Source organism: Natrinema sp. LJW11 (assembly GCF_056135975.1).
The window spans coordinates 419547-443263 of record NZ_JBWBDM010000003.1; the positions used below are offsets into that span (position 1 = coordinate 419547).

The 23717-nt window shown below is 66.9% G+C and carries 27 protein-coding genes; 12 read left to right on the plus strand and 15 right to left on the minus strand.

The features are described 5' to 3' along the window. Positions 1-25: 25 nt before the first annotated feature. From AC0QDI_RS11105 to AC0QDI_RS11120, 4 genes are read right to left on the minus strand one after another with little or no spacing between them, the layout of a single operon-like run. Entirely contained in the window at positions 26-1741 is a 1716-nt protein-coding gene (locus tag AC0QDI_RS11105; protein ID WP_474668075.1) for a secretion system protein, read from the minus strand. Between the two features lie 7 nt (positions 1742-1748). After that, positions 1749-3674 carry an ATPase, T2SS/T4P/T4SS family gene (locus AC0QDI_RS11110; protein ID WP_474668077.1) on the minus strand — a complete coding sequence of 642 codons (1926 nt, stop codon included), beginning with the start codon at positions 3672-3674 and terminating at the stop codon, positions 1749-1751. Between the two features lie 25 nt (positions 3675-3699). Further along, positions 3700-4170, minus strand: a complete 471-nt coding sequence (locus tag AC0QDI_RS11115) for a DUF7311 family protein (RefSeq protein WP_474668079.1) — start codon at positions 4168-4170, stop codon at positions 3700-3702. Beyond that, positions 4167-4994: a DUF7310 family coiled-coil domain-containing protein gene (locus AC0QDI_RS11120; RefSeq protein ID WP_474668081.1), complete on the minus strand. Its 828-nt coding sequence runs from the start codon at positions 4992-4994 to the stop codon at positions 4167-4169. The genes AC0QDI_RS11115 and AC0QDI_RS11120 overlap by 4 nt, the downstream gene beginning before the upstream one ends. 195 nt (positions 4995-5189) lie before the next feature. Here AC0QDI_RS11120 and AC0QDI_RS11125 point away from each other — a divergent pair, with 195 nt between their 5' ends. Beyond that, positions 5190-5465: a DUF8028 family protein gene (locus AC0QDI_RS11125; RefSeq protein ID WP_474668082.1), complete on the plus strand. Its 276-nt coding sequence runs from the start codon at positions 5190-5192 to the stop codon at positions 5463-5465. Positions 5466-5476: 11 nt separating this feature from the next. On the opposite strand, the gene AC0QDI_RS11130 is transcribed toward AC0QDI_RS11125, so the two are convergent. Both AC0QDI_RS11130 and AC0QDI_RS11135 read right to left on the minus strand, forming a co-directional pair. After that, positions 5477-6403, minus strand: a complete 927-nt coding sequence (locus AC0QDI_RS11130; protein ID WP_474668084.1) for a DMT family transporter — start codon at positions 6401-6403, stop codon at positions 5477-5479. Positions 6404-6601: 198 nt separating this feature from the next. After that, positions 6602-6967, minus strand: coding sequence for a DUF7344 domain-containing protein (locus tag AC0QDI_RS11135; protein ID WP_474668086.1), 366 nt, complete (start codon positions 6965-6967; stop codon positions 6602-6604). Between the two features lie 276 nt (positions 6968-7243). On the opposite strand from AC0QDI_RS11135, the gene AC0QDI_RS11140 reads away from it, so the two are divergent. From AC0QDI_RS11140 to AC0QDI_RS11150, 3 genes are all read left to right on the plus strand, one after another. Then, entirely contained in the window at positions 7244-7894 is a 651-nt protein-coding gene (locus AC0QDI_RS11140; protein ID WP_474668088.1) for a ribonuclease H family protein, read from the plus strand. 98 nt (positions 7895-7992) lie between these two features. After that, complete coding sequence (locus AC0QDI_RS11145; RefSeq protein WP_474668089.1) at positions 7993-8451, plus strand: DUF2240 family protein; 459 nt, start codon at positions 7993-7995, stop codon at positions 8449-8451. 23 nt (positions 8452-8474) lie between these two features. Then, positions 8475-8867, plus strand: a complete 393-nt coding sequence (locus AC0QDI_RS11150; RefSeq protein ID WP_474668091.1) for a DUF7993 family protein — start codon at positions 8475-8477, stop codon at positions 8865-8867. Positions 8868-9414: 547 nt separating this feature from the next. On the opposite strand, the gene AC0QDI_RS11155 is transcribed toward AC0QDI_RS11150, so the two are convergent. The 4 genes from AC0QDI_RS11155 to AC0QDI_RS11170 form a co-directional block, all read right to left on the minus strand. Then, positions 9415-10074, minus strand: a complete 660-nt coding sequence (locus tag AC0QDI_RS11155; RefSeq protein ID WP_474668093.1) for an HAD family hydrolase — start codon at positions 10072-10074, stop codon at positions 9415-9417. Positions 10075-10233: 159 nt separating this feature from the next. Continuing rightward, a complete protein-coding gene (locus AC0QDI_RS11160; RefSeq protein ID WP_474668095.1) occupies positions 10234-11565 on the minus strand; it encodes a cation:proton antiporter in 1332 nt (443 codons plus the stop codon). Positions 11566-11599: 34 nt separating this feature from the next. Further along, the gene (locus tag AC0QDI_RS11165; RefSeq protein WP_474668097.1) at positions 11600-12094 is read right to left on the minus strand and encodes a cation:proton antiporter regulatory subunit; all 495 of its coding nucleotides are present in this window, start codon (positions 12092-12094) and stop codon (positions 11600-11602) included. A 146-nt stretch (positions 12095-12240) separates the two neighbouring features. Next, the gene (locus AC0QDI_RS11170; RefSeq protein ID WP_474668099.1) at positions 12241-12609 is read right to left on the minus strand and encodes a methylglyoxal synthase; all 369 of its coding nucleotides are present in this window, start codon (positions 12607-12609) and stop codon (positions 12241-12243) included. A gap of 117 nt (positions 12610-12726) precedes the next feature. On the opposite strand from AC0QDI_RS11170, the gene AC0QDI_RS11175 reads away from it, so the two are divergent. The 4 genes from AC0QDI_RS11175 to AC0QDI_RS11190 all read left to right on the plus strand — a co-directional run bounded on the left by AC0QDI_RS11175 (position 12727) and on the right by AC0QDI_RS11190 (position 16148). Next, positions 12727-13524: a class I SAM-dependent methyltransferase gene (locus tag AC0QDI_RS11175; protein WP_474668101.1), complete on the plus strand. Its 798-nt coding sequence runs from the start codon at positions 12727-12729 to the stop codon at positions 13522-13524. A gap of 128 nt (positions 13525-13652) precedes the next feature. Beyond that, on the plus strand, positions 13653-14744 hold the full coding sequence (locus tag AC0QDI_RS11180; RefSeq protein WP_474668103.1) for an AI-2E family transporter: 1092 nt from the start codon (positions 13653-13655) through the stop codon (positions 14742-14744). Between the two features lie 111 nt (positions 14745-14855). After that, positions 14856-15137, plus strand: a complete 282-nt coding sequence (locus AC0QDI_RS11185; RefSeq protein ID WP_474668105.1) for a MarR family transcriptional regulator — start codon at positions 14856-14858, stop codon at positions 15135-15137. A gap of 81 nt (positions 15138-15218) precedes the next feature. Beyond that, the gene (locus AC0QDI_RS11190) at positions 15219-16148 is read left to right on the plus strand and encodes a ring-cleaving dioxygenase (RefSeq protein ID WP_474668107.1); all 930 of its coding nucleotides are present in this window, start codon (positions 15219-15221) and stop codon (positions 16146-16148) included. Between the two features lie 16 nt (positions 16149-16164). Here the strand turns inward: AC0QDI_RS11190 and AC0QDI_RS11195 are convergent, their stop codons facing one another. Together AC0QDI_RS11195 and AC0QDI_RS11200 are read right to left on the minus strand one after the other, a co-directional pair. Further along, the gene (locus tag AC0QDI_RS11195) at positions 16165-17583 is read right to left on the minus strand and encodes an FAD-dependent oxidoreductase (protein ID WP_474668109.1); all 1419 of its coding nucleotides are present in this window, start codon (positions 17581-17583) and stop codon (positions 16165-16167) included. Positions 17584-17727: 144 nt separating this feature from the next. After that, entirely contained in the window at positions 17728-18102 is a 375-nt protein-coding gene (locus AC0QDI_RS11200) for a winged helix-turn-helix transcriptional regulator (protein ID WP_474668111.1), read from the minus strand. 194 nt (positions 18103-18296) lie between these two features. On the opposite strand from AC0QDI_RS11200, the gene AC0QDI_RS11205 reads away from it, so the two are divergent. Beyond that, positions 18297-19388: an NAD(P)/FAD-dependent oxidoreductase gene (locus tag AC0QDI_RS11205; protein WP_474668113.1), complete on the plus strand. Its 1092-nt coding sequence runs from the start codon at positions 18297-18299 to the stop codon at positions 19386-19388. Between the two features lie 237 nt (positions 19389-19625). After that, positions 19626-20045, plus strand: coding sequence for a VOC family protein (locus AC0QDI_RS11210; RefSeq protein ID WP_474668115.1), 420 nt, complete (start codon positions 19626-19628; stop codon positions 20043-20045). A gap of 49 nt (positions 20046-20094) precedes the next feature. Here AC0QDI_RS11210 and AC0QDI_RS11215 read toward each other — a convergent pair whose 3' ends face one another. Further along, positions 20095-20352: a hypothetical protein gene (locus tag AC0QDI_RS11215; RefSeq protein WP_474668117.1), complete on the minus strand. Its 258-nt coding sequence runs from the start codon at positions 20350-20352 to the stop codon at positions 20095-20097. Between the two features lie 179 nt (positions 20353-20531). Between AC0QDI_RS11215 and pyrF the strand changes: the two genes are divergently transcribed. Next, complete coding sequence (gene pyrF, locus AC0QDI_RS11220) at positions 20532-21335, plus strand: orotidine-5'-phosphate decarboxylase (RefSeq protein ID WP_474668119.1); 804 nt, start codon at positions 20532-20534, stop codon at positions 21333-21335. 52 nt (positions 21336-21387) lie between these two features. Here pyrF and AC0QDI_RS11225 read toward each other — a convergent pair whose 3' ends face one another. Together AC0QDI_RS11225 and AC0QDI_RS11230 are read right to left on the minus strand one after the other, a co-directional pair. Next, complete coding sequence (locus AC0QDI_RS11225) at positions 21388-21645, minus strand: hypothetical protein (protein WP_474668121.1); 258 nt, start codon at positions 21643-21645, stop codon at positions 21388-21390. A gap of 31 nt (positions 21646-21676) precedes the next feature. Then, positions 21677-21856: a hypothetical protein gene (locus AC0QDI_RS11230; protein WP_180842386.1), complete on the minus strand. Its 180-nt coding sequence runs from the start codon at positions 21854-21856 to the stop codon at positions 21677-21679. Between the two features lie 198 nt (positions 21857-22054). On the opposite strand from AC0QDI_RS11230, the gene AC0QDI_RS11235 reads away from it, so the two are divergent. Next, positions 22055-23713 (plus strand): GTPBP1 family GTP-binding protein, encoded by a 1659-nt coding sequence (locus AC0QDI_RS11235; RefSeq protein WP_474668123.1) that lies wholly within the window; start codon positions 22055-22057, stop codon positions 23711-23713. The last annotated feature ends 4 nt before the right edge of the window (positions 23714-23717 follow it).

The following is a 23717-nucleotide window of genomic DNA, read 5'->3' on the forward strand; positions in this document are numbered from 1 at the left end:
CGCGACGAGCGCGGGCCCGAACTGATCAGAGCAAGACGCCGATGACGGCTACGGTCAGGACGTAGAGGAGCATCGCGGAGACGAGCGTTCGACCGACGTGGTACCCGACGAGGGCCCGATCGAGACCGTGACGAAGCCCGATCGAGAGCGGAGTGATGATGAAACAGAGCGCGATCAGGTAGAGACCGACGACGATCGCGAGCGATTCCGCGGGGAACGCGGCGGCGTCCACCTCGCCCGAAGCGATGATATCCTCGCTCGACATCATGGCGGCCATGCCCACGGTCGCGCCAGCGACGAGCGGCGCGAAATACGCCGCCGTGTTGTCGAGCGTCCCGGTGACCTGCTCGAGGTTTCGTTTCGTCTCGGCTTCGACCGCCTCGAGTTCCTCCAGATGGTCGGCCATGGAGACGATCGCGCGGCCGGCGGGTTTCCCTTCGTCCGAGGCGATGGCGAGCAACGCGGCGGTCCCTCGAGTCCGGGGGCTGGGGACGTTCCGAAGGGCACCGTACTGACCGAGAAATGCCGCTCGAACGCCCGTATGGAGCCGCCGCTGAACACCGGCGGCGTCTTCGAAGACGGCACCGGTCTCGGCGGGGACGCGGTCGCCGGCGAGTTCGACCGCCGACTCCACGGATTCGCCTTCGGCGACCTGTCGGCCGACGATGTAGAGCGCGTCGGTCAGGTGGGCTTCAACGTCGCGGACGTACTGCCGAACCGCGAGAATCGGATAGTAAGTTGCGACCAGTGCGACGCCGACCCCGAGGCCGATCGCCGCGACCGGTGCCAGGTGACCGGGGCCAACCGCGGCAATCGTTACGTACCCACAAATGCCGGCGAGGATTCCCCATAACAACCGCAATCGGAGCCGATCGGGAACGTCCGGATGACCGTGGTCGATCGTGGGAGGCGGAAACGCGACCGGTCGACGGACGAGTAACCAGAGGCTCGCCGCGACCAGGGTTCCGGGGAGAACGACGTTGTACAGCAACACGAACAGCCAGATGTTGACGGAGTAGCCGACCATCGGCACCGTCGGAACGAGCGAGACGAGCGCGAGCGGGAGCATGATCCCGAAGGCGAACAGGCCGGTCGCCGGTGCGCGGATCGCCGACGTGAAGTCCGCCATCTGGCTGCGAGTGCCGTTGAGAACGGCCGAGAGCGACCGATCCAGCGTTCGGACGCGTTCGGCGTCTGGCGCGTCCTGGGCGGCAACGAGTAGATGCGAGGACCGCCGAAGCGCCGGGAACCACTCGGCCCACTCCTCGGCAAACGAGAGCAGGCCCGTCCCGGCCGTTCCGATCGATCGATCGATGTGACCGCCGAGACTCGTGGACAACGGGCCGGAGCCGGTCTCGGCCGCGAACCGAACCGCGCTCTCCAGTGCCGGCTGTACCTGCATTCGCAACACGGCCCGCCCGACGAGGTTCGGGGTCTCGCCGAGCGCCTCGGTTCTGCGGAACGCCGCCTGCAAGTGCGGCATCGAATGGACGCCGTGAATCGCCGCGAGCGGGAACACGAACACGAAAAACAGGACGAACGGAATCGGAGCCGGCGTCAGCAACAACGGCAGCGGCATGACGGCGGCAACGATACCGGCTCCGTATCCCGCTCGGACGATCGTCTCACCGTCGTACCGGGACTCGGTAAACGACAGCGACTCCGCGAGGGCATCACTGGGATCGACATCAGCAGGATACAGTGCGGCGAGCGACTGAACGAGGAACGGTACTACCGACATCTCGAGATCACTCGCCGCCCCGATCGGCGTACGCTGTCGCGACCGCCTGCGGGCTGGTCCGACCGTCGGTCGCGAGCGTCGACAGGAGTTCGGTTCGCGAGGTGATCGCCCGCCGAACGGCGGCGTAGTCCTCGGTCGGCCCGGCGAGTCGGTTCACGATCCGACTCTCGCCGCGATCGATCCGCCCCGTCGCGACGGCGCGGTCGCCTTCGAGTTCGTACAGCGGTTCGAATCGGATGTCGTCGCCGGTCCCGACGACTTCCTCGACCCCGGCGAGTCGTCGATTTCGTCCATCAGGGGCCCGATAGGCCTGAACGGTGACGACGACGTCCGTCGCGCCGAACGACGACGGTTCGACGCCGAGGTCGGAAACTACCCGCTCGTAGACGTCGTCGGCACCGTCGCCGTGTATCGTGCCCAGCACTGCGTTGGCGTTCGCACCGACCCGCATGGCCTCGTAGAGGACCCGGGCTTCTTCACCGCGGATCTCGCCGACGACGAGGGCACCGTCGCCGAGACGAAGCGCAGTCCTGAGCGCTTCCGCGGCCGATATTTCGGGCCCGTCGCCGGTTCCGGTTCGGAGCGCCTGCACGTCGCGGCCGACCGACTGCAACGCCTCGACCGGGAGCTCGGGCGTATCTTCGATCAGAACCGTTCTCGTTTTCGGAGTCAGTTCGTACAGAAGCGTCCCCAGTAGCGTCGTCTTCCCCGATCCCCGAGTTCCGGCGATGAGGGTCGCGGCGTTGCGTTCGACGGCGACCGAGAGAAACGCCGCGACCGCCGCCGGGACGGTTCCGTTCGCGACGAGTGCCGGGAGCGTGAACTCGTCGGCGGGCTGCTCCCGGAAGGCGAAGGCGATTCCGTCCGCGACCGGATCGGTGACACCCGCGACCCGAATCCCGGTACCGTCTCCGAGCGAAGCCGTCGCGTCGACCGTCGGACTCGCCCGGGAGAACGCTCGCCCGCTGGTGCGGCGAACCCGCGAGGCGAGTGCTCGCGCTCCGTTGGGCGTGAGCTGAACGTTCGTCGGCATCGACTCCCCGTCGACGACGACGCGGATCGGGTTCGCTGCCACCGGCGACGTGACGTACACGTCGGTGACACGCGGATCGGCGAACAGGTCCTCGAGAATCCCGTACCCGCTCGTGTGCTTCGTCAGAATAGCCGTCAAAAGCGGGTCGGCCGGCCCGTCGCCGGCGTACTCGATCGCACGGGAGGCCGCGCGATCGCCCTCGACGACCCCCTCGGCGATCGCCTCGTATCCCTCGAGGAGCCGTCGCCGGTCCGTCTCGGAGAGGGCCGTATCGACCACGTCGAGAGCGTATCGCGGAACGTCGCCCGGCCGGCCGTAGATTCGCGCCTCGCTTCCCGTCCGCAACGACTGGAGGTCCCGGAGATGCGCGCCGTCGTCGATCGTTCGGTCGACGAAGTACTGGCCGATCGTGAGCCCGACGGTGGCGGGCAGGACCGTCTCGTCGCTCTCGAGATCGGTCGCCGCCGCGATCAGCCCCGATTCGACGCCGATATCGGCGATCGGTCCGGCTCTCGTTCGAACCTCCGAAGCGACGGCGATCGGATCCCGCGCAGCGGCCGCGGCCAGCCGCTCGTCGCGCTCGCCGAGAAGCGAGATGAACCGTCCGGCGGACTCGAGGAGGTCGACGCCGCGGTCGGCGTACCGGCGTTCCAGGCCGTTCGATCTGACGACGATCCGCGTGGCCGCTCGCTCGGCGAGCGCTTCGATCGCCGTTCGACGGCAATCGGTCGCGTCCTCGAGGTCGCCGTCGCAGTCGGTCGTGTCGAGAACGAGCGTCTCGTCGTCGAACGATACGGTGCAGTCACACGACGAGGCAGTGTCGGTTCGATTTCCGAACACGCCGCCGAGGGCCAGATCGTCGATGACCGATCGAAGGCGGGTGGTCCCGTCCGGAGACATACCGATGCTGGCAGCGGCATCCAATTTAAACTCGAGCACGGGTGGCGACGACGACCGGCGTTCGGTTCTCGTCAGCTCGGAGCGACAACACGAGTTGCACCGCACCGGCTCCGTCGAGTTCGACCGATTCGGTGCCGCGTGGGTCGTCCCAGACCACTGGTTCGTCGATCACCTCGGTCCGCGTCGTTCCGTCGGCGAGAACGTACCGAACGGAGCTATACCGTCCGTTCTCCGCCACAGTGATCTCGAAGTGAACGACGGATTCGGTCGTGAGCGAGCCTCGAGGCAGTCGCACGTCGACGACTCGCCTGGGGTTCGGATGGTCGTCGGGGGAGACTGCTTCCGTTTCCACGAGAGACGTCGCCGCATCGTCGATCGCCGCGATGCTCGTTTCGACCTGCCGCTGCGTGTTCAGCGATGCACCCCGCTCGATCGCCGGGACGGCGAGTACGATGAGGGCGATCGCGAGCAGAACGGCGACGACGATTCGGATCACGGAAGCTTCGACCGAAGCGACTCCAAGACGCCGCCCCCGGGTTCGTCGTCCTCGTTCGACGCCGATCCCTCGCTCGACGCTGATCTCTCGCTCGAGCGATCGCCGTTCGCCGGGTCCGCGAGCCGACAGTCGAGCGCGTCCTGCGTGGCCCGTCTCCTAGTCCGGGTGCTATCGGCGCTCGTCGCCGTCGAATCCGCTCGATCGTCGGACCTTGGAGCGTCCCGTCGGTTCGGCCGCTCGTCTCGGCCGGTCGGTGGTGCGACGATTTCCGTTGCAGTCTGCTCGACGGAGAGCGAGCCATCGGCTTGCTCGTTCGAACTGACCGGCAGTGGTGCCCCGCAACCGTATCCATCGGTGGCTGAGACGGTTGCCGCGGCCGTCTTCCCTCGGGCCCCCGCTCCGTCGCTATCGGACGGTTCCCTTCCACCATCTGGAGTCTCAGCTCCACGGTCGGGCCCGATACCCGCTCGATCGTCGTGGGTAGCCCCACCAACGTCGGAATCGCCGGTACCGCTAGAGTCGACAACGCGCTCGAGTTCGTCGATGCGGTACTCGAGCCGATCGACGGCCGCGATAGCCCCGTTGGCCCGCTGCTCGACGGTCTCGTTGACCGATTCGACGGAACCGACGAGTCCGTCGAGTGCATCGATCCGGCCCTCGAGATCGGCGATCCGTTGCTCGTGGGCGTCGATCAGTTCGGCGAGAGCCGCGAGGTCCTCGGTGAGGGACGCGGCGTCGCCGACGGCAGCCAGTTCGAGGTCGCCGTCGACCACCGCGCGTTCGACGGTCGACAGCCGCCGTTCGATGCGTTCGATATCGCTCATGGCGAGCGTTGCCGCCCCTTCCCATTTAAACTCTCATCCGAATCGGATCGAATCTGTTTCCTAATTGGGGGTGCCATCATCGTTTCGATCGGTAAACCGCTCGTTCACTGCGGACGATTCCGTTGAATCAGTCACAATCGTTCGAAACGGTGGGACCGGTATTTGCGTCGCCGAAGCGAATACCTACCTCCCCCAATGGCGAGCCCGCCCTCCCTCACCGACCGTCGATCCGCCGACTCGAGCCCGCCGAGCGAACGTCGTGACGACGAGGACGGCATGCTCGAGCGAGCGACACCGGGGCTCGCCACTCCGATCCGCGCCGCGGGATTCTGGACGGCGATCACGATGCCGATTCTGTACGTCCCGGTGCTCGCGACCGGGTTGTCGTCCTCGTTCGACGGGCTCCTGTTTCTCGGCTTGCTCCTGGGCAACCTCCTCGCGCTGTACGTCGGCCACGCGCATCGCCGGTAGCGGCGCGCGGATCACTCGCTCGAGCCGCGCGATCGAACGTGGCCGAACTCCCGTCGGATCGCCCGTCGTTTGACGAGGCAGAAACCGACCGCGATGAGCCCGAACCCGAGCAGCGTCGCCGCATCGACCACTTCGTCGAGATAGAACCAGCCGACCACCGCGGTGACGATCGGTGCGACGTAGGATACCATGTTGATCTCGACGGCACCCAGTCGCTCGAGCAGGTCGAAGTAGACGAGAAAACCGATCGCGCTCGCGCCGAGCGAGAGGTAGGCCAGCGCGCCGATCGCCTCTGGGTGGATCCACGCGGCCGGCTCGAGCGGTTCGCGGATCGCGACGCTGACGAGGTGTAACACGAGCGCGCCGCCGAGCATCGACCAGGCCTCCATCGTCTCGATCGGCAGCGAGGTGTCGAAACGGCGGGTGAGGACGCTGCCGAGCGCGAACGCCGCCGCAGCACAGAAGACGAGCCCCTTCGCTACGATGCCGGTCGCGAGGAGGTTCGAGGGATCCGGCCGGACGATGACCGCGACGCCGGCGAGGCCGACGACGACGCCGACGATGCCGACCGGGGAGAGAGCGTCCGCGGGGACGAGCGCTCGAGCGAACCCGGTGCTCAGAACCGGCGAGAGACTCACCAGGATAGCGGCGGCCGCCGCCGTGGTGTGTTGCTGGCCGACGAACAGGAAGGCGTGGTAGGCCGCGATCAGGAGCACGGCGCCGACGGCGACCTGCCGCCACTCCGCTCCGGTGCGAGGCCGCCACCGATCGACGGCGACTGCGGCGTAGCCGAGCATCACGATGCCGGCGATGTCGTAGCGCAACGCCGCGAACAGGATCGGCGGGATATACGAGAGTCCCGCACTGATCGCGACGAACGCCGCGCCCCACAGCGTTGCGAGCGTCAGAAAGAGAGCGAGATTTCGATACCGGGACACGCTGTCCCGTTCGGGAGAAAGTCTCCTATTCGTTTCGATTCGAAACGTCGGAAGCGAGCCGCCACTGAGCCGCCTCCGTCGTGGCCTGAAGGGTCGAAAACCTGTCGCCGCCGGATCGCAGCCTCGGCCGGCCGTATTACGGCTGACCCGCCGTGTTACAGCTGGTCCGCCGTATTACAACGGCTCAGAATACGCGCCTTAGAGCGGGGGTCGCTGGCGGATCTCGGGTTCGTCCTCGGTCTGCCGGAACTGCTCGAGGAGGGGTTTGACGTCTTCGAATCCCGCTGCCAGCACGATGTCGCCGCTTCGCAGGTCGTATTCGATGATGTCGTAATCCTCGAGTCGCGGCAAGTGATTGTGGACTAACGAGACGTACACTCGCTGTCTGCTCTCCTTGTCGATCGCGTCGGGGTGGACGTCGAGCTCCCAGGCGGCGACCTGCGCAACCAGATCCTCGAGGTTCGCCGTTCGGTCGTCCGCCAGCTGGTAGAGCAGGTACCGCCGTTCGGATTCCGCGAGGAGAGAGCACGCCGCTTCCATCCGACTGGCGTTCGTCTGGTTCATACTTTGACCAAGTACCAGGCGGTATTACACCTACCGCCAACACAGATAGGGTCCGGATCGATCGGTCGAAACCGGGATCTCCCTCTGATCGGTAGTTCAGCCGTTTCAGGCCCAAAATGCCGAAAATAATCTTTTCGAAGGGACATTCACAATCAGTTAGTACTTCCTCGCGGGATGTGTACCGATACGGCGTCGAACGGCTGACTCCCGTGTGAAATATTGTCATCTGTTACCACGGGCGGTATCGTTAAGTGTCCAAATAGCCTACGCGTTGGTATGGCCGCTCACGGCCGGCCCGCACTGCGGGATTTGTTCGACGAGTCGCCCACTCCCCACATCGCCCACCCCCCGCGGACCCACCATCGTGATTTCTACGTCGCAACCGACGGGTCCTTCCGTGACTCCGGCGGTGGGCTGGGTGCCGTTATCGAAACGCGCGACGGCACGCGCGTCGCACGCGTCGCGACCGCGGATACGCCGCCGGATAATAACGTCGCCGAGTATCGGGCGCTGCATCTCGGATTAGATGTCCTCGCCGCTCGAGCGCCGCGTGACGCCGCCGTCGGGGTCCTCATCGACCACGACGCGCTCGCCAGCAACGTCAACAACGCCATCCTCGCGACCCGCCATCCGGACGGGAAATCGCCCCGTCCGGTCACCGTCCCGACCGCGACGCAGTATCACTGGCGCGGCATTCAGGCCCGACTCAACGGGTTCGACGAGGTCCGGGCCGCCCGCATCGACAGCGATCAGAACCCCGCACACCCCCTCGCGAACGCGCCGGAACGGTACTATCACGTCAATCGGGAGCCCGACCGCTGCGTCCTGCCCGAAACGCCGGAGCCGACCGCGGCCGAGTTCCCGCCGCCGTCGAGAGCCGACCGCAACGGCGGCAACGGCGGCAGCGGCGGACGCGCCTCGGACTGATCGCCGCCGGTCCCGATTTCGGCGGCGACCCCGATTTCCGAGACGAGTATCGCCCGGAACCGCCATCGTTTTCTCACCGCTCGAGCAAGTCGTCTCCGATGAGCCTTCGCGTCGCGGTCGCCGCCCCGTTCATCCAGCACGGCGCGCGTCGCCTCAAGGAAAACGAGGTCGTCGTCGCCCTCTCGCTCGATCGGGACTGGTTCTCCCCCGATCAGGCCAAACGGCTGATAGACGTCGCCACGCGGGAAGGCCTCCTCGAGCGCGGTGACGACGGTCTCGAGGTGACCTTCGATCCCGCCGCGGTGACGGTACCCGAGGAGTTCGCCCCGAACGAGGACCTCCTGCAGGAGCGCTCCGCGTTCGAACGCGTGCTCGATTCGCTGGTCGCCGACGGGATGGAGAAACACGAGGCCGTCGGCGCGATCAACACGCTCCAGCAGGAACTCGGCCTGACCATCGAGGCCGCCGCGGTCGTCTACGCCCGCCGGCAGGGAATCGACGTCGGCGACCTCGCCCCGATCGCCCGGGAGGCCGTGCTCGACACCGAAGACGGTTAATCCCGCCGCCCCGACCGACCGGTATGGTCGACGACCGAATCACCGACGGCCGCCGGATCGCCGAACTCCTCTCGAGCGAGATCGACGGCCGCGAGGACGGCGAACTCGCGCGCTTCGCCGTGACCAACGCCGATCGAGACGTCGAGCCGACGGCCGACGGCGCTCGCGCCTACGACGTCACGCGTCGAGACGAGCGGATCGCTCGCGCGTTCGTTCACGAGGACAGGGCACACCTCGAGTTCGAAGCGGGACAGGACGTCGCGGCCGAGGCGGCAGCCGACGTGGACCTTCGGGTCCGGCCGAAGGCGACGCAGCCGCCGAAAACGCTCGTCTTCGTCGAGAGCGGAGCCGAGGTCAAGCGAGCCACGGACGTGTTACAGGCTGTGAGCCGCCGGCTCGAGGAACCCGACGCGTAGGACGGATCTCTCCTGACCGACTGTTCCTCGAGCGGCGGCGCGCGCTGGGCCGCGGTGAACTGCGAGGCCTGAACGAAGTGAAGGCCTCGATGGTGTGAGCGGTGACCGCAGGGAGCCGCGAACCACTGTGAACCGCGGCACGACACTGCGCGAGGGATGAGCGAGGGAAGCATGACCGAGCGAATCGGCTGGGGAGGGTGTGGAAATTCCCTGTTGCCACGGTCGCAGGACACTCGGGCGCGTCCCTTCTCATTAGAACCTATCTGGTTAGACAACCCGTCTGTTATTCCACAACGACTCCTTCTGGCAACTAGGAGCGCCTCACCCTCCCCAACCGATTCGCTCACTAGCGTTCGCTCATCCCTCGCGCAACGTCGTTGGCCGCCCTCACTGGCGTTCGGTCGGCCGACAGCGCGCGCCACCGCACGCTGGTTGACCAATCTCGAGTGACGTGCTCTTCCCCTGTACTGAACGGTTCTGTGGCGCGCGCATCGGCTCGCCCGGAGAAACCGGCCACCGGAACGAAGCGGTTCTCACAGGGTCCGGTTCACTCGAGCGTCGCGACGAGTCCCGGAATCGTCGCTGCGATCTCCCGCTGTTCGACGTGGGCGATGGCCCGCGGATCGGGATCGGGGCCGTCCTCGAGCAGCACCTGAATCGCTCGCATTCCAGCCTCGGTCGCGCCCCGAATATCGGCCTCGACCTCGTCGCCGACGTAGACGGCGTCGGCGGGGTCGACGCCCAGTTCGCCGGTGATCGCCTCGAACGCGCGCGGATCGGGCTTGCCGGCCTCGAGTTCGCCCGTCACGAGCGCGGCGTCGAAGGCGTCCTCCCAGCCTAACGTCTCGAGTTTGTCCCGCTGGGCGCGGACGGGGCCGTTGGTGAGCAGGCCGACCCGGTACTCCCCGCGCAGGTCCGCGAGCATGGCTTCGACGCCGGGGAGCGCCTCGAGGTCGTCGGCGATCGTCTCGCGGTAGGCCGTCGCGACCGCGGCCGGATCGGCGTCGCTCTCGCTGTCCGCGAGCAGGTCGGCGAAGATGGGCTCGCGCGTCTCGGTGGTGAGGTTCCGGCGGTGGGCCGCGAGATACGCGTCGCGAGTGAGCGACGGCGCGCCGGTTGCGGTCGTGGCATCCTCGAGAATCGTCGCTCGATCCCGCCGGGGAACGGCGAGCGTGTAATCGAGATCGAAGACGACCGCCTGTAGCATAGGAGTGACAGGGGACTCGAGCGGGTTGAAGCTATCCCTTCCGATCCGGCGTGGAACTGCTCGCAGTTGGAACGGTACCGACGGCGTTCCAGCGACGGGACCGACGGCGTTCCGGAGACAGTACCGCGGCGGTCAGAAGACGGGACCGACGGCACCGCGTCAGTTGTCGGCCGGCCGGTCTGTCCCCCCTCGCCTGCGCTCGAGCGCCGCGACGGCAACGGGTTCGATCCGACTCGAGTACTGCATGAGCGACGTGCCGAGGATGCTCATGACGAGGACGTAGCCGACGGTGAACGCGTAGATCGTCTGTGCCGTCTCAGCGGCGAGGCCGGTGCCGGCCCCCGAGAGCGCGAGGCTCGCGATGATCAGGGAGAACTCGCCGCGGGTGGCCATCCCGAAGCCCACTCGGAGCGAGCGACGGTCGTCGAGCCCGTAGATCCGGCCGCCCAGGTAGCCGCTGACGATCTTCGTCGGCGTCGTCACGACGACGGCGGCGACGATCATTCCGAGGATCGAGAGCGTGAACAGCCCCGGATCGGTCACGAGGCCGATCCAGAAGAAGAAGATCGCCGCGAAGGCGTCCCGGAGCGGCTCGAGCAGTCGCTCGAGATCGTGGACGTGGTCGGTCGACGAGAAGGCCATCCCGACGAAGAACGCGGCGACGGCCTCGCTGACGCCCAGCGCGAGCGCGATCCCGGCGACGAGGATCGTGACGCCGAGCGCACGGACGACGACGAACTCGTTGGTGTCGGCGTCCAGAAACCGCTGGAAGAAGTCGGTCCCGAAGGTGACGAGCGCGAGCAGCGCGAGGATGACGCCGATCGCGATCCCGATCTGGCCCGCAGCCTCGCCGATGTCGCCGCCGCCCAAGACCAGCGCGGACGCGATCGCCAGGTAGACGGCGATGAAGAGGTCCTCGTAGACGAGCGTCCCGAGCAGGGGTTCGGCCTCGTCGTTCGCGATCCAGCCCAGATCGATCAGCGACTTCGTGATGATCGCGCTCGAGGAGATGTAGACGATCCCGGCGGTGAGAAATGCCGCGAGGAAGCTCCCGAAGACGAGATAGCCGAAAACCAATCCGATCCCGAAATTGAGCGCGAGATCGACGCTCCCCGCCTTGCCGATCCGATCCTTGCTCGCGAGCAGCCGATCCAGGTTGAACTCGAGGCCCAGGAAGAACAACAGGAGGACGATCCCGATCTCGGCGCCGACGACGATGAAATCCGTCTCGCCGAGGGCGAGTCCGCCGAGCGCCGCGAGGAGGTCCATCCCGCCGACCGTCACTTCTGGAACGACGACCGAGACGCCGCCGACGCCGACCTCGCTCCCGACGAGCGCGGGGAGTTCGCCGAGCACGTTCGACCCCAGCAACACCCCGACGATGATATAGAACGGGATCACCGACTGATCGATTCGACTCGAGCAGATCCCGGCGAACGCAACCGCAGCGAAGAGGATGCCGACGTCGACGAGCGCGGTTTCAGTCGCCACTAGCGGTCGCCTCCGGAAGATGCATCTGTGGCGATCACTCGTCGAGTCCGGCTCCGAGCAGCTCCTCGAACTGGGCGCAGTCCTCTCGGTCGCCGATGACGACTAGGGTGTCGCCGATCTCGAGGACCGTCTCCGGGGTCGGCGGCGAGATCAGCGTCTCACCGCGCTGGATGGCGACGATCGAGACGCCCGTCCGCTCGCGGATGTTCGCCTCGGCGAGGCTCTGGCCGGCGACTTCTGCCTCCTCGGCGACGCCGTACCACTCGAGGTAGGTGTCCTCGGAAAGCATCGTCTCCACCTGGTCGGCCTGCACCGGCTGGAAGTACGCCCCCTCCAGAATGGTGCCGATCTTCCGGGCGAGCCGATCCGAGGCCTCGAACAGCTTGTCGCCGTCCGCGTCCGCGTCCGCCTTCAGGAACACCTCACGTTTCCCCGTGTTGTGCGTCACGATGACGAGTCGCTCCTCGTTCTCGAGTTCGACCTCGAACTTCTTTCCGACGCCGGGGAGGTCGCTCTCGTAGACAGTCATACCAGTACGTTCGAAGCCGACGTATTAAGTAGCCTGTCCTCGCGGAGATGCGAGCTCGGTGCTCACCCGCGCAGTGATCGCTCTTCGGAGCCGACGACGAACTGCTCTTCGAGGCCCCGGTGCAACTACCTAGCCCCTCGATGAAACTACTCTGCGAGCCCCTCGATGAGGAACTCCGCGGAGGCGAGATTCGTCGCGAGCGCCGTGTTTCGAACGTCACAGATCCGTAGGAGCGCCGAGATATCGGGCTCGTGAGGCTGGGCTCGCAGCGGATCCCGGAGAAAGACGATCCCGTCGAGTTTCCCCGCCGCGACCTCCGAGCCGATCATCAGGTCCCCGCCGAGCGGCCCCGACTCCTTGCGTTCGACCGCGAGGTCGGTCTCGTCTACGAGCCGCTGTCCCGTCGTGCCCGTCGCGATCAGGTCGTACCGCCGTAGTTGTTCCTCGTGGGTCTGCGCGAACTCGATGAGAGCCGGCTTCTTCTCGTCGTGGGCGATCAGCGCGACGCGAGTCATACCCGGCCCGTCCACCTCGCGGCAGATAAGCGCTCGCTCGCGGGGACGATTCGCTCACCTCGACGAGCGGACTCGAGGCGGCTATCGACTTTTGCCGCTGGCGACCGATCACCGACTATGGACGACCCCACCGAGCCCGACGATCGATCGGCGAGACACGTCTGGTCGGCCGGTCGGTATCCCGCGATGGCGCCGAACATGCTGCCCGCCATCGCGCGACTGGTCAACGCCGCCGGTATCGATCCGGGCAACCGCGTCCTCGACGTCGGCTGCGGGACCGGTAACGCCGCGTTGACGGCCCGTCGAGCGGGCGCGAACGTCGTCGGCCTCGATCTCGCTCACGGAATGCTCGAGCTGGCTCGCGACAACGCCTTGCTCGCCGAAGCCGATATCGACTGGATCACCGGCGACGCGGAGACGCTCCCCGTCCCGGACGACGCGTTCGACGTCGTCCTCTCGAACTTCGGCCACGTCTTCGCGCCGGACTCGGCCCGCGCCGGCGCGGAACTCAGACGCGTGACGAAACCCGGCGGTCGAGTCTGTTTCACCGCCTGGTCGCCCAACGGCGTCGTCGGGGACCTCACGGAAGTCATGTCCGACCACGTCGCCGAACCGCCGAGCGATCCGTGGTCGCACCTGCGGTGGGGCGAGCCGGATTTCGTCCGCGACCAGTTCGCCGACGTCACCGACTGCTCGCTCCAGCGCCGACTGCTCGAGTTCCGGTACGCCACCCCGAGTCACTTCTGGCGGGAGTTCGCCGAGGAGTCCGGCCCGCTCTCGCCCGTCCTCCGGCGCATGAACGACGACGACGCGCGGGCCGCGCTCCGCCGGGACGCCGTCGCCGCGCTCGAAGACTGGTTCGGAGACAACGCGATCCGCGTCGAGTACCTGCAGACGCGAGCCGTGATCGAGTAACGCCGTCAGCGCGGTCGCGCGCCGTCGGCGAGACGCGCACGATGGTTCCTCGAGCGGACGGTCACGCATCGAGTACCGTTTTACTTTCCGGCAGGGCGTTTTTGACGCTCACTCCTGTAGCAGTGATTATGGGCGTGTTCGACAGTTGGGACGGCAAGCGCGTCGCTTGGGTCGTGCTCGGAGGGGTTATCGCGGCGCTGATCGGACTCGCTCTCTTCAGGTACATCGGTCCGTTCCTCTTCGCGATCTTCCTGTACTACGCGACGCGGCCGCTCTACCGCCAGCTCGATCGGGTCATCGACCATCCGAACGTAACTGCGGCGGCCACGATCCTGTTCGTCATCCTACCGATGCTCGCCGTCGTCGCCTACGCGGCCGTCGTCGGGCTCAGGGAACTCGATCAGTTCCTCGCCGCGAGCGACCTCGAGGCCTACCGGTCGGCCCTCGAGCCGTATCTGCAGCCGGTTCGTCAGGGAAACGTGGGCGAACTTCGAGACGCGCTCGGGAGCGGCTCCGGCGGCTCGTTCGCGGGCGCGCTTCGACGGGGCGTCCCGGGAGCCGTCGGTCAGCTGCTGTCGATTGCTGGAGCGGTGTTCTCAGTCGTCGCCCGGTTCTTTCTCATGCTCACGATTCTCTTCTACCTCCTGCGGGACGACGGGAAGCTGCGTCAGTGGTTCTACGAGAGTATCGATCACGACGACGACATCGTTTCGTACACTCGAGCGGTCGACGACGACCTCGAGACGGTCTTCCTCAGCAATCTGGCGGTTATCCTGGTGGCAGCTACCGCCGCCGCCGTCACGTACTACGGGCTCAATGTCGTCGCCTCGGGCGGGACCGTCGTCGGGACGCCGGTGTTGCTCTCCCTGCTCATCGGAATCGGGACGCTGATCCCGGCCGTCGGGATGAAGCTCGTCTACGTCCCATACGGGGTGGTTCTCCTCGGCGTCGCGCTGACGACCCCGAAACCGCTCTGGCACCCGATCGCGTTCTTCGCGCTCACGTTCGTCGTCATCGACACCGTCCCCGACTTCTTCGCGCGGTCGTTCCTCTCCGCGCGCAGCGGCGTTCACATGGGGCTCGTCCTCCTCGGCTACTTCCTCGGTACGCTCGCCTTCGGCTGGTGGGGGCTGTTCCTCGGTCCGATCGTCGTCGTCCTCGCGGTCCACTTCGGGGAGACGATCTTCCCCGGCCTCGCGAGCGATTTCCTCCGGGAGTGACGTCGTCGACGAGGTGGAGACGGGTTCGAACGAAGTCGATAGCGCCGGGTTCACGAGGGCGAGACGTTGCATGGCATCATTAAAGACGGTTCGCGGCGAGAGGAACGATACATGAGTGACCAGATCGTTCTCACCGCGGAAACCGCCCCGGACGCCGTCGACGAGACGCCGCCGAGCGCCAAACTCGTGCTGACGGTCCTCGCACACGAGGGAAGTCTCACCCAGTCTCGACTCGCCGAGGAGACGATGCTCCCCGCTCGAACGGTCCGCTACGCGTTACAGCAACTCGAGGAACACGACCTCGTCGACTCGCAGATCTCGTTCGCGGACGCCAGACAGCACGTGTACTCTCTCAACGGCGATCGGTTCGCGAAGGCGGACGCGCGAGAATAGCGTCCGTGACGGCCGAAGGGGCCTCGGCGTCCGCCTCGTTCGTTCCAGGGTTTATTGACATTGCCTCGCGTACGTCCGCGTATGCCCGACGACATTCCCGGCATCCACCACGTGACCGCCATCGGCAGCGACCCCCGTCGCAACCTCGAGTTCTACACCGAGACGCTCGGGCTCCGTCTGGTGAAGCGGAGCGTGAATCAGGACGACGTCTCGGTCTATCACCTGTTCTACGGCGACCGTGGCGGGAGCCCCGGGACGAGCATGACGTTCTTTCCCTACACCGACGCCCGTCCGGGACGGGTCGGCACCGGACAGGCCAGCGCGGTCGCGTTCCTGATCCCGGCCGAGTCGCTCGAGTTCTGGACCGATCGACTGGCGGACGCCGACGTCGACGCCGAGACGGAAACGCGGTTCGGCGACACCGTCGTTTCGTTCCGTGATCCCGACGGCCTCCCGCTCGAGTTGGTCGCTCGATCCGACGCACCCGCCGGCGATCCGCCCGCGGGACCGGTTCCCGACGAGCACGCGATTCGGGGCTTCTTCGGCGTGACGCTGTCGCTGGCGACGGCCGATCCAACCGCGGAACTTCTGCGGACGATGGGCTACAGCGAAACCGACGACGCCGGCGGTCGCCGGCGATTCGAGAGCGACGGCGAACTGGGATACGTCGTCGACCTCCGCGAGGAGCCACAGGCTCCGCGCGGACAGCCCGGTGCCGGCACCGTCCACCACGTGGCGTTTCGAACGACGAGAGACGACCAGCCCGAGTGGCGCGACGTGCTCCAGGGGCAGGGGCTCCGGCCGACCGAGATCATCGACCGCAAGTGGTTCGAATCGGTCTACGCCCGCGAACACGGGGGCGTCCTCTTCGAGTTCGCCACGAAGGAGCCGGGATACACGGTCGACGAGGACCTCGCGGAACTGGGCGAGCGCCTCGTCCTCCCGGAGTGGCTCGAAGACCGGCGCGACGAGATCGAAGCCGGCCTGCCGGAACTCCGTTCAGCGGAGTAACGCGACTCGAGCCCCGTCAGTCCCGAAGCGTTCCGCCGAGGACCTTCGCGGCGACGAGGACGGGATCCCACGTGGAATTGAACGGCGGCGCGTACGCGAGGTCGTAGTTCTCCACGTCGGCGACGGTGGCTCGCTCCGAGAGCGCCGCGACGACGGCGTGGCTGCGATGCACCGCCCCCTCGCCGTACTCGCTGACGAGACTGGCTCCGAGGACGCGCTCGGAGTCGCGGTCGGCGGTCAGCGTGATCGTCACGTCCCCGCTGTCGGGGTAGTAGCCCGCGCGCGACTTCGCCGTCACCGTCTCGGTCACCGGATCGAACCCGGCCGCGCGGGCCTCGTCGTGGTCCAGGAGTCCGGTTCGCGCGGCCTCGACGTCGAAGGCCTTGACGGCGGCCGTCCCGGCGACCCCGCCGCCTTCGGTCGGCGTCCCGGTGACAGTCTGACCGACCGCCCGACCGTGTCGGTTGGCGGTCAGCGCCAGCGGGACGAACGCCGGTTCGCCCGTGACGACGTGGGTGGCCTCGGCGCAGTCGCCCGCGGCGTAGACGTCCGGCGCGCTCGTCTCGCGGTAGGCGTCGGCCGCGATCGCGCCGGTCTCGCCGAGTTCGATTCCGGCGGCTTCCGCGAGATCGGTCCGAGGTCGCACGCCGGTGCCGATCAGGACCATCTCGACCGGAATCCGGTCGTCGGCGGTGACGACGGCCTCGACGCGGTCGCCGCCCGCGAGTGCCGCGACTTCGGCGCCGAGATGGAGCGCGACGTCCTCGTCTCGGAGGTGGTCGGCGACGTACTCGCTGGTCTCCTCGCTAAAGCCTTTCAGGACCCGGTCGCCGCGCTGGAACAGGTTCACCTCGAACCCGTTCGCCGAAAGCGCTTCGGCCATCTCGATCCCGATGTAGCCGCCGCCGACGACGCCGACGGGACCGGCACAGTCCTCGAGGTAGCGACAGGCCGGCCCCCGATCGGCCTGCTGAAAGCCCTCGCCGTCGCGGGCGCGGGCCACGTACTCGCGGAGTTCCTTCCCGTCGCTCATCGAGCCGAGCGTGTAGACGCCCTCGCGGTCGGTGCCGTCGATCGGCGGCACCACGGCTTCCGAGCCGGTCGCGAGCAGGAGATCGCCGTAGGACTCCGTGACCGTCCCCGACTCGCTCTCGGCGGTGACCGTCCAGGCCTCGGTATCGATATCGACGACCTCGTGACCCGTCCGGAGGTCGATGTCGCGTTCCTCGCGGAACTCCTCGGGGGTGACCGAGACGAGGCCCTCGAGCGACTGGATCTCCCCCTTGACGTAGTAGGGAAGTCCGCACGCGCCGTAGGACACCCACTCGCCCGTCTCGAAGACGATGATCTCGCGGTCGGGCGCTTCGCGTCTCGCCTTGCTCGCCGCGGACATTCCCGCTGCGTCACCGCCGACGACGACGAACGGATCGCTCATAGCGACGGTAACGAGCGACTCCCACATAATTGCTTACCGGTCGCGTCCGACGGTTCCGAAGCGCACGCCGGTCCCGTTCCCGATAGCCCGACTTCGGTTTCGACGCCGATCCGCGTCTCGCTCGAGCCGGTCCGCGGCGACCGATCAGGCGATCGAACTCTCCTCGTCCGCCGCCGCTTCGAGGTGTTCGCGCCCCCAATCGCGCAGCTCCGCGATGACGGGCTCGAGCGATTCGCCGAGTTCGGTCAGCGAGTACTCGACGCGGACGGGCTTCTCGCTGACGATCTCGCGGTTCACGAGCCGCTTCTCCTCGAGGTCGTCCAGCGCGTCCGAGAGGACCTTACTCGAGATGCCGTCAACCTCTTCCTCGAGCGCGTTGAACCCGAGCGGCCCGTTCTCGAGCAGTCGGTGGATGATGACGGTGTGCCACTTCTTCCCGATCAGCGTCGCCGTGGAGGTGATCGGACACCAGTCCTCGCCCGAACACCAGACTTCGACTCCCCGTGTCGACTCGTCCATAGTCGGCGGTGAGGAGTCGCCGCCCCTTATAGTTATATCTCGTAACCTACTAACATTCAGTTACTCCTGAGCGACCAGTCGAACGCCGCTCCCGTTACCGAACCGCCGTCACCGATAGGGGGCTTACCGTCTCGTAACCGAGTAACGGTATCGTTAGCTGATACTTATCGGTGAGGAAGCGTTACCGAGTTACTATGAGTGACCTCAGCGGAACGACTCCCGAGTCGAGTACGGACGATGATCGATACGCCGTCGCCGTCGTCGGTGGCGGCCCGGCGGGGTTGACGACCGCACTGTACGCCGCGCGTCTCGGCCACGAGACCGCCGTCTTCGACCGCGGCGGCGGCCGCGCCGCGATGATGCGGGACACGCACAACGTCATCGGGACCCCCGAATCGGTGTCGGGGGCCGACTTCCTCTCCACGGCCGTCGACCAGCTCCGGTCGTACGGCGCCGACTACCGACGGGAGTTCGTGACGGGGATCGAACGAGTCGGCGACTCGTTCGCGCTCGAGACGACCGACGGCTCGGCCGTCGCGGAGCGAGTCGTCCTCGCGACCGGCTTTACCGACGAGCGACCCGAGCCACCGCTGCCCCGAACCGGGCGCGGACTCCACTACTGTCTGCACTGCGACGCCTACATGTTCGTCGACGAGCCGGTCTACGTGATGGGCCACGGCGAGAGCGCGGCCCACGTCGCGATGATCATGCTCAACTTCACCGACGACGTCGATCTGTTGCTCCGCGGTGACGAGCCGACCTGGAGCGACGAGACGGCGACCGTGCTCGAGGGACACCCCGTCGATATCGTCCACGAGGACGTGACCGGCGTTCGAAACGGCGACGACGGCTGGCTCGAGGCGCTGGAATTCGCCGACAGCGTGGGACCACGTCCCACTGATAGCCGGACGAAGTCCGGCGACGGAACGGTTCGGGAGTACAGAGGTGGGTTCGCGATGTACGGCAGCGAGTACAACAACGGCCTCGCAGCGTCGCTCGGTGCGGATCTGAACGACGACGGGACGGTGGCCGTCGACGACCACGGCCGAACCTCGGTCGACGGCCTCTACGCCGTCGGCGACCTGACGCCCGGCCACAACCAGATCCCCGTCGCGATGGGGCAGGGTGCGAAGGCGGGGCTCGCGATTCACAAGGAGCTCCGCACGTTCCCGAAGTCCCTCGCCGAACTCCGGGCGGAGGGGGCCGTCTCGACGAAGGACGCGCCGACGATGGCCTCCGATCCGCGAACGGAGACGAGCGAGCAGGCCTCGACGGTGGACGACTGACGGAGTCGCGTCGGCGGTGAGGTTCGCGTCAGTCACCCCGAGATCGCCGACAGCGCCCGCTATCCTGGCACGTTCGGGGCGCAAGACGGCCGAACCACCGTCGATCGGGATTCGACTCGTCGATCCGGTCGCGACTCCCACGAATCGATTCGTAACCGCCGGAGAGTCCCGACGGGCCGCCGGGCGTGAGGCCGCACAGACGGAAGCGTTTTTCTCCCGCGAACACACGCCCGACACATGGCAGCTCTCAGCGCACACCACGTCGGGATCACCGTCGCCGACCTCGAGGAGACGCTCGCGTTCTACCGCGACGTGCTCGGGCTCCCGCTCGCCGACCGATTCAGCGTCGGCGGCGAGGCGTTCTCCGACGCCGTCGGCGTCGAGGATGCGAGCGCGGCGTTCGCACATCTCGAGGCCGACGGCACCCGAATCGAACTCGTCGAGTACGAGCCCGAAGCGAGGGAGTCCCCGCCGGCGGGGCTCAATCAGCCGGGCGCATCACACGTCGGCCTCTCGGTCGAGGACCTCGAGTCCTTCGCCGAGGCGCTCCCCGAGGACGTGCCGACGCTCAGCGAGCCCCGAACGACCGAGAGCGGGACGACGATCATGTTCCTGCGAGATCCCGAGGGGAACCTGATCGAAGTGCTCGAGGCGTAACGAAAACGAAGCGCGAATCCGAGCGATCGAGACCGGAAGTCCGGGGCCGTTAGCGGCCGTTGCAGGCCAGCGTCGAGCTGACCTGTTCGACCTCCTCGTCACAGCCCGAGCAGACGCGTTTCTCGGTGGCGATGTAGACGTCGCCACACCGCGAGCAGTGGAAGAGATTGCCGAACCGACTCGAGACGCTGTCCCCTCCCCCGTGATCGCTCTCGTCGACCGCTGTCTTCGTCTCGTTCGTCAGCGTCGATCGGACTCGGTCGCGAAGTCGCTGCGAGACAGACGTCGCGTTTTGTCGTATTCCCATACAGTGGCAAACGATTATACGAACGAAGTAGCTGATGTCTAAAGTATTTGGAACGGTTCGGTGTAGCGTGGCACGCCACTGCTCGTCCGCTGTCGGGCCGATCGACACCCATACCGATTCGTTGCCGGTCGATGGGTGCGTATAGTAACCTTTTCGACTATCGCGGAACCACTCTCGGCATGAACTTCTTCGATCGCTTGCACGACCGTATCCGAACGGTCGACAGCGTCGTCTCGGTCGGCCTCGATCCCGACCAGTCGCGCATTCCGGATCACCTCCACGAACACGACCTCCCCAGGTGGGCGTTCAACCGGCGCATCATCGACGCGACCCACGAGCACGCCGCGGTCTTCAAGCCGAACGCCGCCTTCTACGAGGACCCCGACGGCTGGCGCGCTCTCGAGGAGACCGTCGCCTACGCCCACGGGAAGGGCGTTCCCGTCTTGCTCGACGCCAAGCGCGCCGATATCGGAAACACGACGCGGCAGTACGCGGGGCTGCTCGAGACCGTCGACGCGATCACCGTCAACCCCTACATGGGGCGCGATTCGCTGCAGCCGTTCCTGGCGAACGAGGAGGCCGGCGTCTTCGTCCTCTGTCGGACCTCGAACCCCGGCGGCGCGGATCTGCAGGATCTCGACCTCGAGACCGGCGAGTCCGTCTACGAGCGCGTGGCCGCGCTGGCGGATCTCTGGAACGAGAACGACAACGTCGGGCTCGTCGTCGGCGCGACCCAGCCCGAGGAGCTCGAGGACCTCCGCGAACAGGTGCCGGATCTCCCCTTCCTCGTCCCCGGAATCGGGGCGCAGGGCGGCGACGCCGAAGCGGCGATCGAGTACGGGCTGGCCGACGGCGTCGGACTGGTCAACTCCTCGCGCGGCATCATTTTCGCGGGCGAGGATCGCGGTGAGGATTTCGCGACCGCCAGCGGGCAAGCCGCGAAGCGACTCAAAAAGCGGCTCAATCAATACCGAGGCGAGTAGCAGTCCGTTGGTACCGAGGCGAGTAGCGATCCGTCGCCGTCTCGCCGGCGTTCTACCGGTGGTCCGGATCGGCATCGACTACCCGCCCCGCGATCCGACCGTCGACCACTCGAGCGACGACTTCCACCGCGACCGGCTCCGCCGGCGGCCGCTCCTCGAGACCATCCAGTCCCTCGACGACGGCGATGTCCATCGGACTGGCGTCGTTCGGATGGTCGGCGACGAGGGTTCCGTCGCGCTCCTCGAGCCGGCAGCGAAACCGCTCGCCGACGCCGAGTGACTCGCCGAGCAGGTCTCGTATCGAGGTCACGGGATGGCTGCCCTCGGTTTCGCCGGTCGGGTCAGAGCCGGTTGATCTCCACGTCGTCGTTCCCGGGCCCCGGCTGGGCCTGCGAGGCGCAGTCGGCACACAACTCCATGCTGTCCTCGTAGTGAACCTCACACGCGAGCGTCCCGCAGTTGGAACACCGCTCCTGTGCCGGACGGGATTCACAGATCTGACAGAGGCCACTGACACTCATGGCTCGAGCTACGGACTCGAGGGGCTTGAAAGCGGCCCCGGCACGTTCGGCCCGGCCGCGCGGTCACGCGACAGCTCGGACGCTTTCGGGGAGTGCGAATACCTGCCGGCGTAGTTTTCGCCGACTCGACGGTAATACCATGACATATATTGTCAATGTACGGGAAGGCTTTTGCCGTGTGCCCGGCTACCAGGGGGTATGAGCCGTGACCGGGCTCTCCTCGAGCGAGCCCTGGACCGTGGCGAACAGGACGGTGGCAACGTCGAGTTCAAGGAACGACTGTCGCGAGACGTCCACCTCGAGGGTGGACGGCGGGAGAGCCTGGCCGCGCAACTCCGACACCGACTCCTTTCGGGCGACGGCGAAGCGACGTACGTCGTCGGCGTCACGGACGACGGCGGACTCGCCGGGATCGATCCCGACACCTTCTCCGAGACGATGGACGTCCTCTCGCTGCTGGCCGAGGAGGCCGACGCGCACATCGAAGACGTCCAGACCTGGGGGATCAACGGGGTTTCGGACTCGATCGAGTCCGAAGCAGATCGGTCGTCGGAGGCGTCCGATCGTGGCATCGTCGGCGTCGCTCAGGTTCGGGAAGGGAGCGTCCTCGAGACGGACGACGAACACGTCGTCGTCGGGACGGCGGGCCACGTCGACCACGGAAAGAGCACCCTGGTAGGGTCGCTCGTAACGGGCAAGCCCGACGACGGAGACGGTGCAACGCGCGCGTTCCTCGACGTGCAACCCCACGAGGTCGAGCGGGGCCTCTCGGCCGATCTCTCCTACGCCGTCTACGGCTTCGACGACGACGACGGACCCGTTCGAGTGCGGAACCCGAACCGCAAGGCCGACCGCGCCGAAGTCGTCCAGGAGGCCGATCGGCTCGTGTCCTTCGTCGACACCGTCGGTCACGAGCCCTGGCTCCGGACGACGATCCGCGGTCTCGTCGGGCAGAAGCTCGACTACGGCCTGCTGGTCGTCGACGCCGACGACGGGCCGACCCGGACGACCCGCGAACACCTCGGCGTCTTGCTCGCCACGGACCTTCCGACGATCGTCGCGATCACGAAGACCGACACGGTCGACGAGGAGCGCATCGAGGAAGTCGAACGCGAGGTCGAGCGACTCCTGCGTGAGGTCGACAAGTCGCCGCTGCGGGTCGCCCGCCACGGCGTCGACGCCGCCGTCGAAGAGGTCAGCGAGCGCGTCGTTCCCATCGTCGAAACCAGCGCGATCACGATGGAGGGCCTCGAGACGCTGGACGAACTGTTCGATCGGCTCCCGAAGACGTCCCAGGACGCCGGCGAGTTCCGGATGTACGTCGACCGAAGCTACTCGGTCACGGGGGTCGGCGCGGTCGCCTCCGGCACCGTCATGGCCGGCGAGGTCGAGGCCGGCGACGAGCTCCTGCTCGGCCCGATGGCCGACGGCCGGTTCCAGGAGGTCGAGGTTCGCTCGATCGAGATGCACTACCACCGGGTCGACACGGCCCAGGCGGGCCGAATCGTCGGCATCGCACTCAAGGGGATCAAGGAAAGCGCGATCGAGCGCGGCATGGTCCTCCTGCCCCGTGATACCGATCCGAAACCCGTCCGGGAGTTCGAGGCCGAAGTCATGGTGCTCAATCACCCCACCCGAATCGGCGAGGGGTACGAACCGGTGGTTCACCTCGAGACGATCGGCGAGGCCGCGACCTTCTACCCCGAAAACGGCCGGCTCCTGCCGGGCGATACGGGCGAGACCACCGTCCGGTTCAAGTTCCGCCCGTACCTCGTCGAGGAGGGCCAGAAGTTCGTCTTCCGCGAGGGCCGCAGTAAGGGCGTGGGGACGGTGACTGACGTCCATCCCGCGGACTAACTCG

Bases quoted from the DNA above. Each gene is read 5' to 3' on its own strand.
- AC0QDI_RS11150 (WP_474668091.1), top strand. From the start codon at position 8,475: ATGGTCGACGACCGAATCACCGACGGCCGCCGGATCGCCGAACTCCTC.
- AC0QDI_RS11155 (WP_474668093.1), bottom strand. From the start codon at position 10,074: ATGCTACAGGCGGTCGTCTTCGATCTCGATTACACGCTCGCCGTTCCC.
- AC0QDI_RS11230 (WP_180842386.1), bottom strand. From the start codon at position 21,856: ATGAGTGTCAGTGGCCTCTGTCAGATCTGTGAATCCCGTCCGGCACAG.
- AC0QDI_RS11185 (WP_474668105.1), top strand. From the start codon at position 14,856: ATGAGTGACCAGATCGTTCTCACCGCGGAAACCGCCCCGGACGCCGTC.
- AC0QDI_RS11135 (WP_474668086.1), bottom strand. From the start codon at position 6,967: ATGAACCAGACGAACGCCAGTCGGATGGAAGCGGCGTGCTCTCTCCTC.
- AC0QDI_RS11170 (WP_474668099.1), bottom strand. From the start codon at position 12,609: ATGACTCGCGTCGCGCTGATCGCCCACGACGAGAAGAAGCCGGCTCTC.
- AC0QDI_RS11205 (WP_474668113.1), top strand. From the start codon at position 18,297: ATGAGTGACCTCAGCGGAACGACTCCCGAGTCGAGTACGGACGATGAT.
- AC0QDI_RS11120 (WP_474668081.1), bottom strand. From the start codon at position 4,994: ATGAGCGATATCGAACGCATCGAACGGCGGCTGTCGACCGTCGAACGC.
- AC0QDI_RS11165 (WP_474668097.1), bottom strand. From the start codon at position 12,094: ATGACTGTCTACGAGAGCGACCTCCCCGGCGTCGGAAAGAAGTTCGAG.
- AC0QDI_RS11125 (WP_474668082.1), top strand. From the start codon at position 5,190: ATGGCGAGCCCGCCCTCCCTCACCGACCGTCGATCCGCCGACTCGAGC.
- AC0QDI_RS11145 (WP_474668089.1), top strand. From the start codon at position 7,993: ATGAGCCTTCGCGTCGCGGTCGCCGCCCCGTTCATCCAGCACGGCGCG.
- AC0QDI_RS11110 (WP_474668077.1), bottom strand. From the start codon at position 3,674: ATGTCTCCGGACGGGACCACCCGCCTTCGATCGGTCATCGACGATCTG.
- AC0QDI_RS11215 (WP_474668117.1), bottom strand. From the start codon at position 20,352: ATGGGAATACGACAAAACGCGACGTCTGTCTCGCAGCGACTTCGCGAC.
- AC0QDI_RS11140 (WP_474668088.1), top strand. From the start codon at position 7,244: ATGGCCGCTCACGGCCGGCCCGCACTGCGGGATTTGTTCGACGAGTCG.
- AC0QDI_RS11175 (WP_474668101.1), top strand. From the start codon at position 12,727: ATGGACGACCCCACCGAGCCCGACGATCGATCGGCGAGACACGTCTGG.
- AC0QDI_RS11210 (WP_474668115.1), top strand. From the start codon at position 19,626: ATGGCAGCTCTCAGCGCACACCACGTCGGGATCACCGTCGCCGACCTC.
- AC0QDI_RS11105 (WP_474668075.1), bottom strand. From the start codon at position 1,741: ATGTCGGTAGTACCGTTCCTCGTTCAGTCGCTCGCCGCACTGTATCCT.
- pyrF (WP_474668119.1), top strand. From the start codon at position 20,532: ATGAACTTCTTCGATCGCTTGCACGACCGTATCCGAACGGTCGACAGC.
- AC0QDI_RS11195 (WP_474668109.1), bottom strand. From the start codon at position 17,583: ATGAGCGATCCGTTCGTCGTCGTCGGCGGTGACGCAGCGGGAATGTCC.
- AC0QDI_RS11235 (WP_474668123.1), top strand. From the start codon at position 22,055: ATGAGCCGTGACCGGGCTCTCCTCGAGCGAGCCCTGGACCGTGGCGAA.
- AC0QDI_RS11200 (WP_474668111.1), bottom strand. From the start codon at position 18,102: ATGGACGAGTCGACACGGGGAGTCGAAGTCTGGTGTTCGGGCGAGGAC.
- AC0QDI_RS11190 (WP_474668107.1), top strand. From the start codon at position 15,219: ATGCCCGACGACATTCCCGGCATCCACCACGTGACCGCCATCGGCAGC.
- AC0QDI_RS11180 (WP_474668103.1), top strand. From the start codon at position 13,653: ATGGGCGTGTTCGACAGTTGGGACGGCAAGCGCGTCGCTTGGGTCGTG.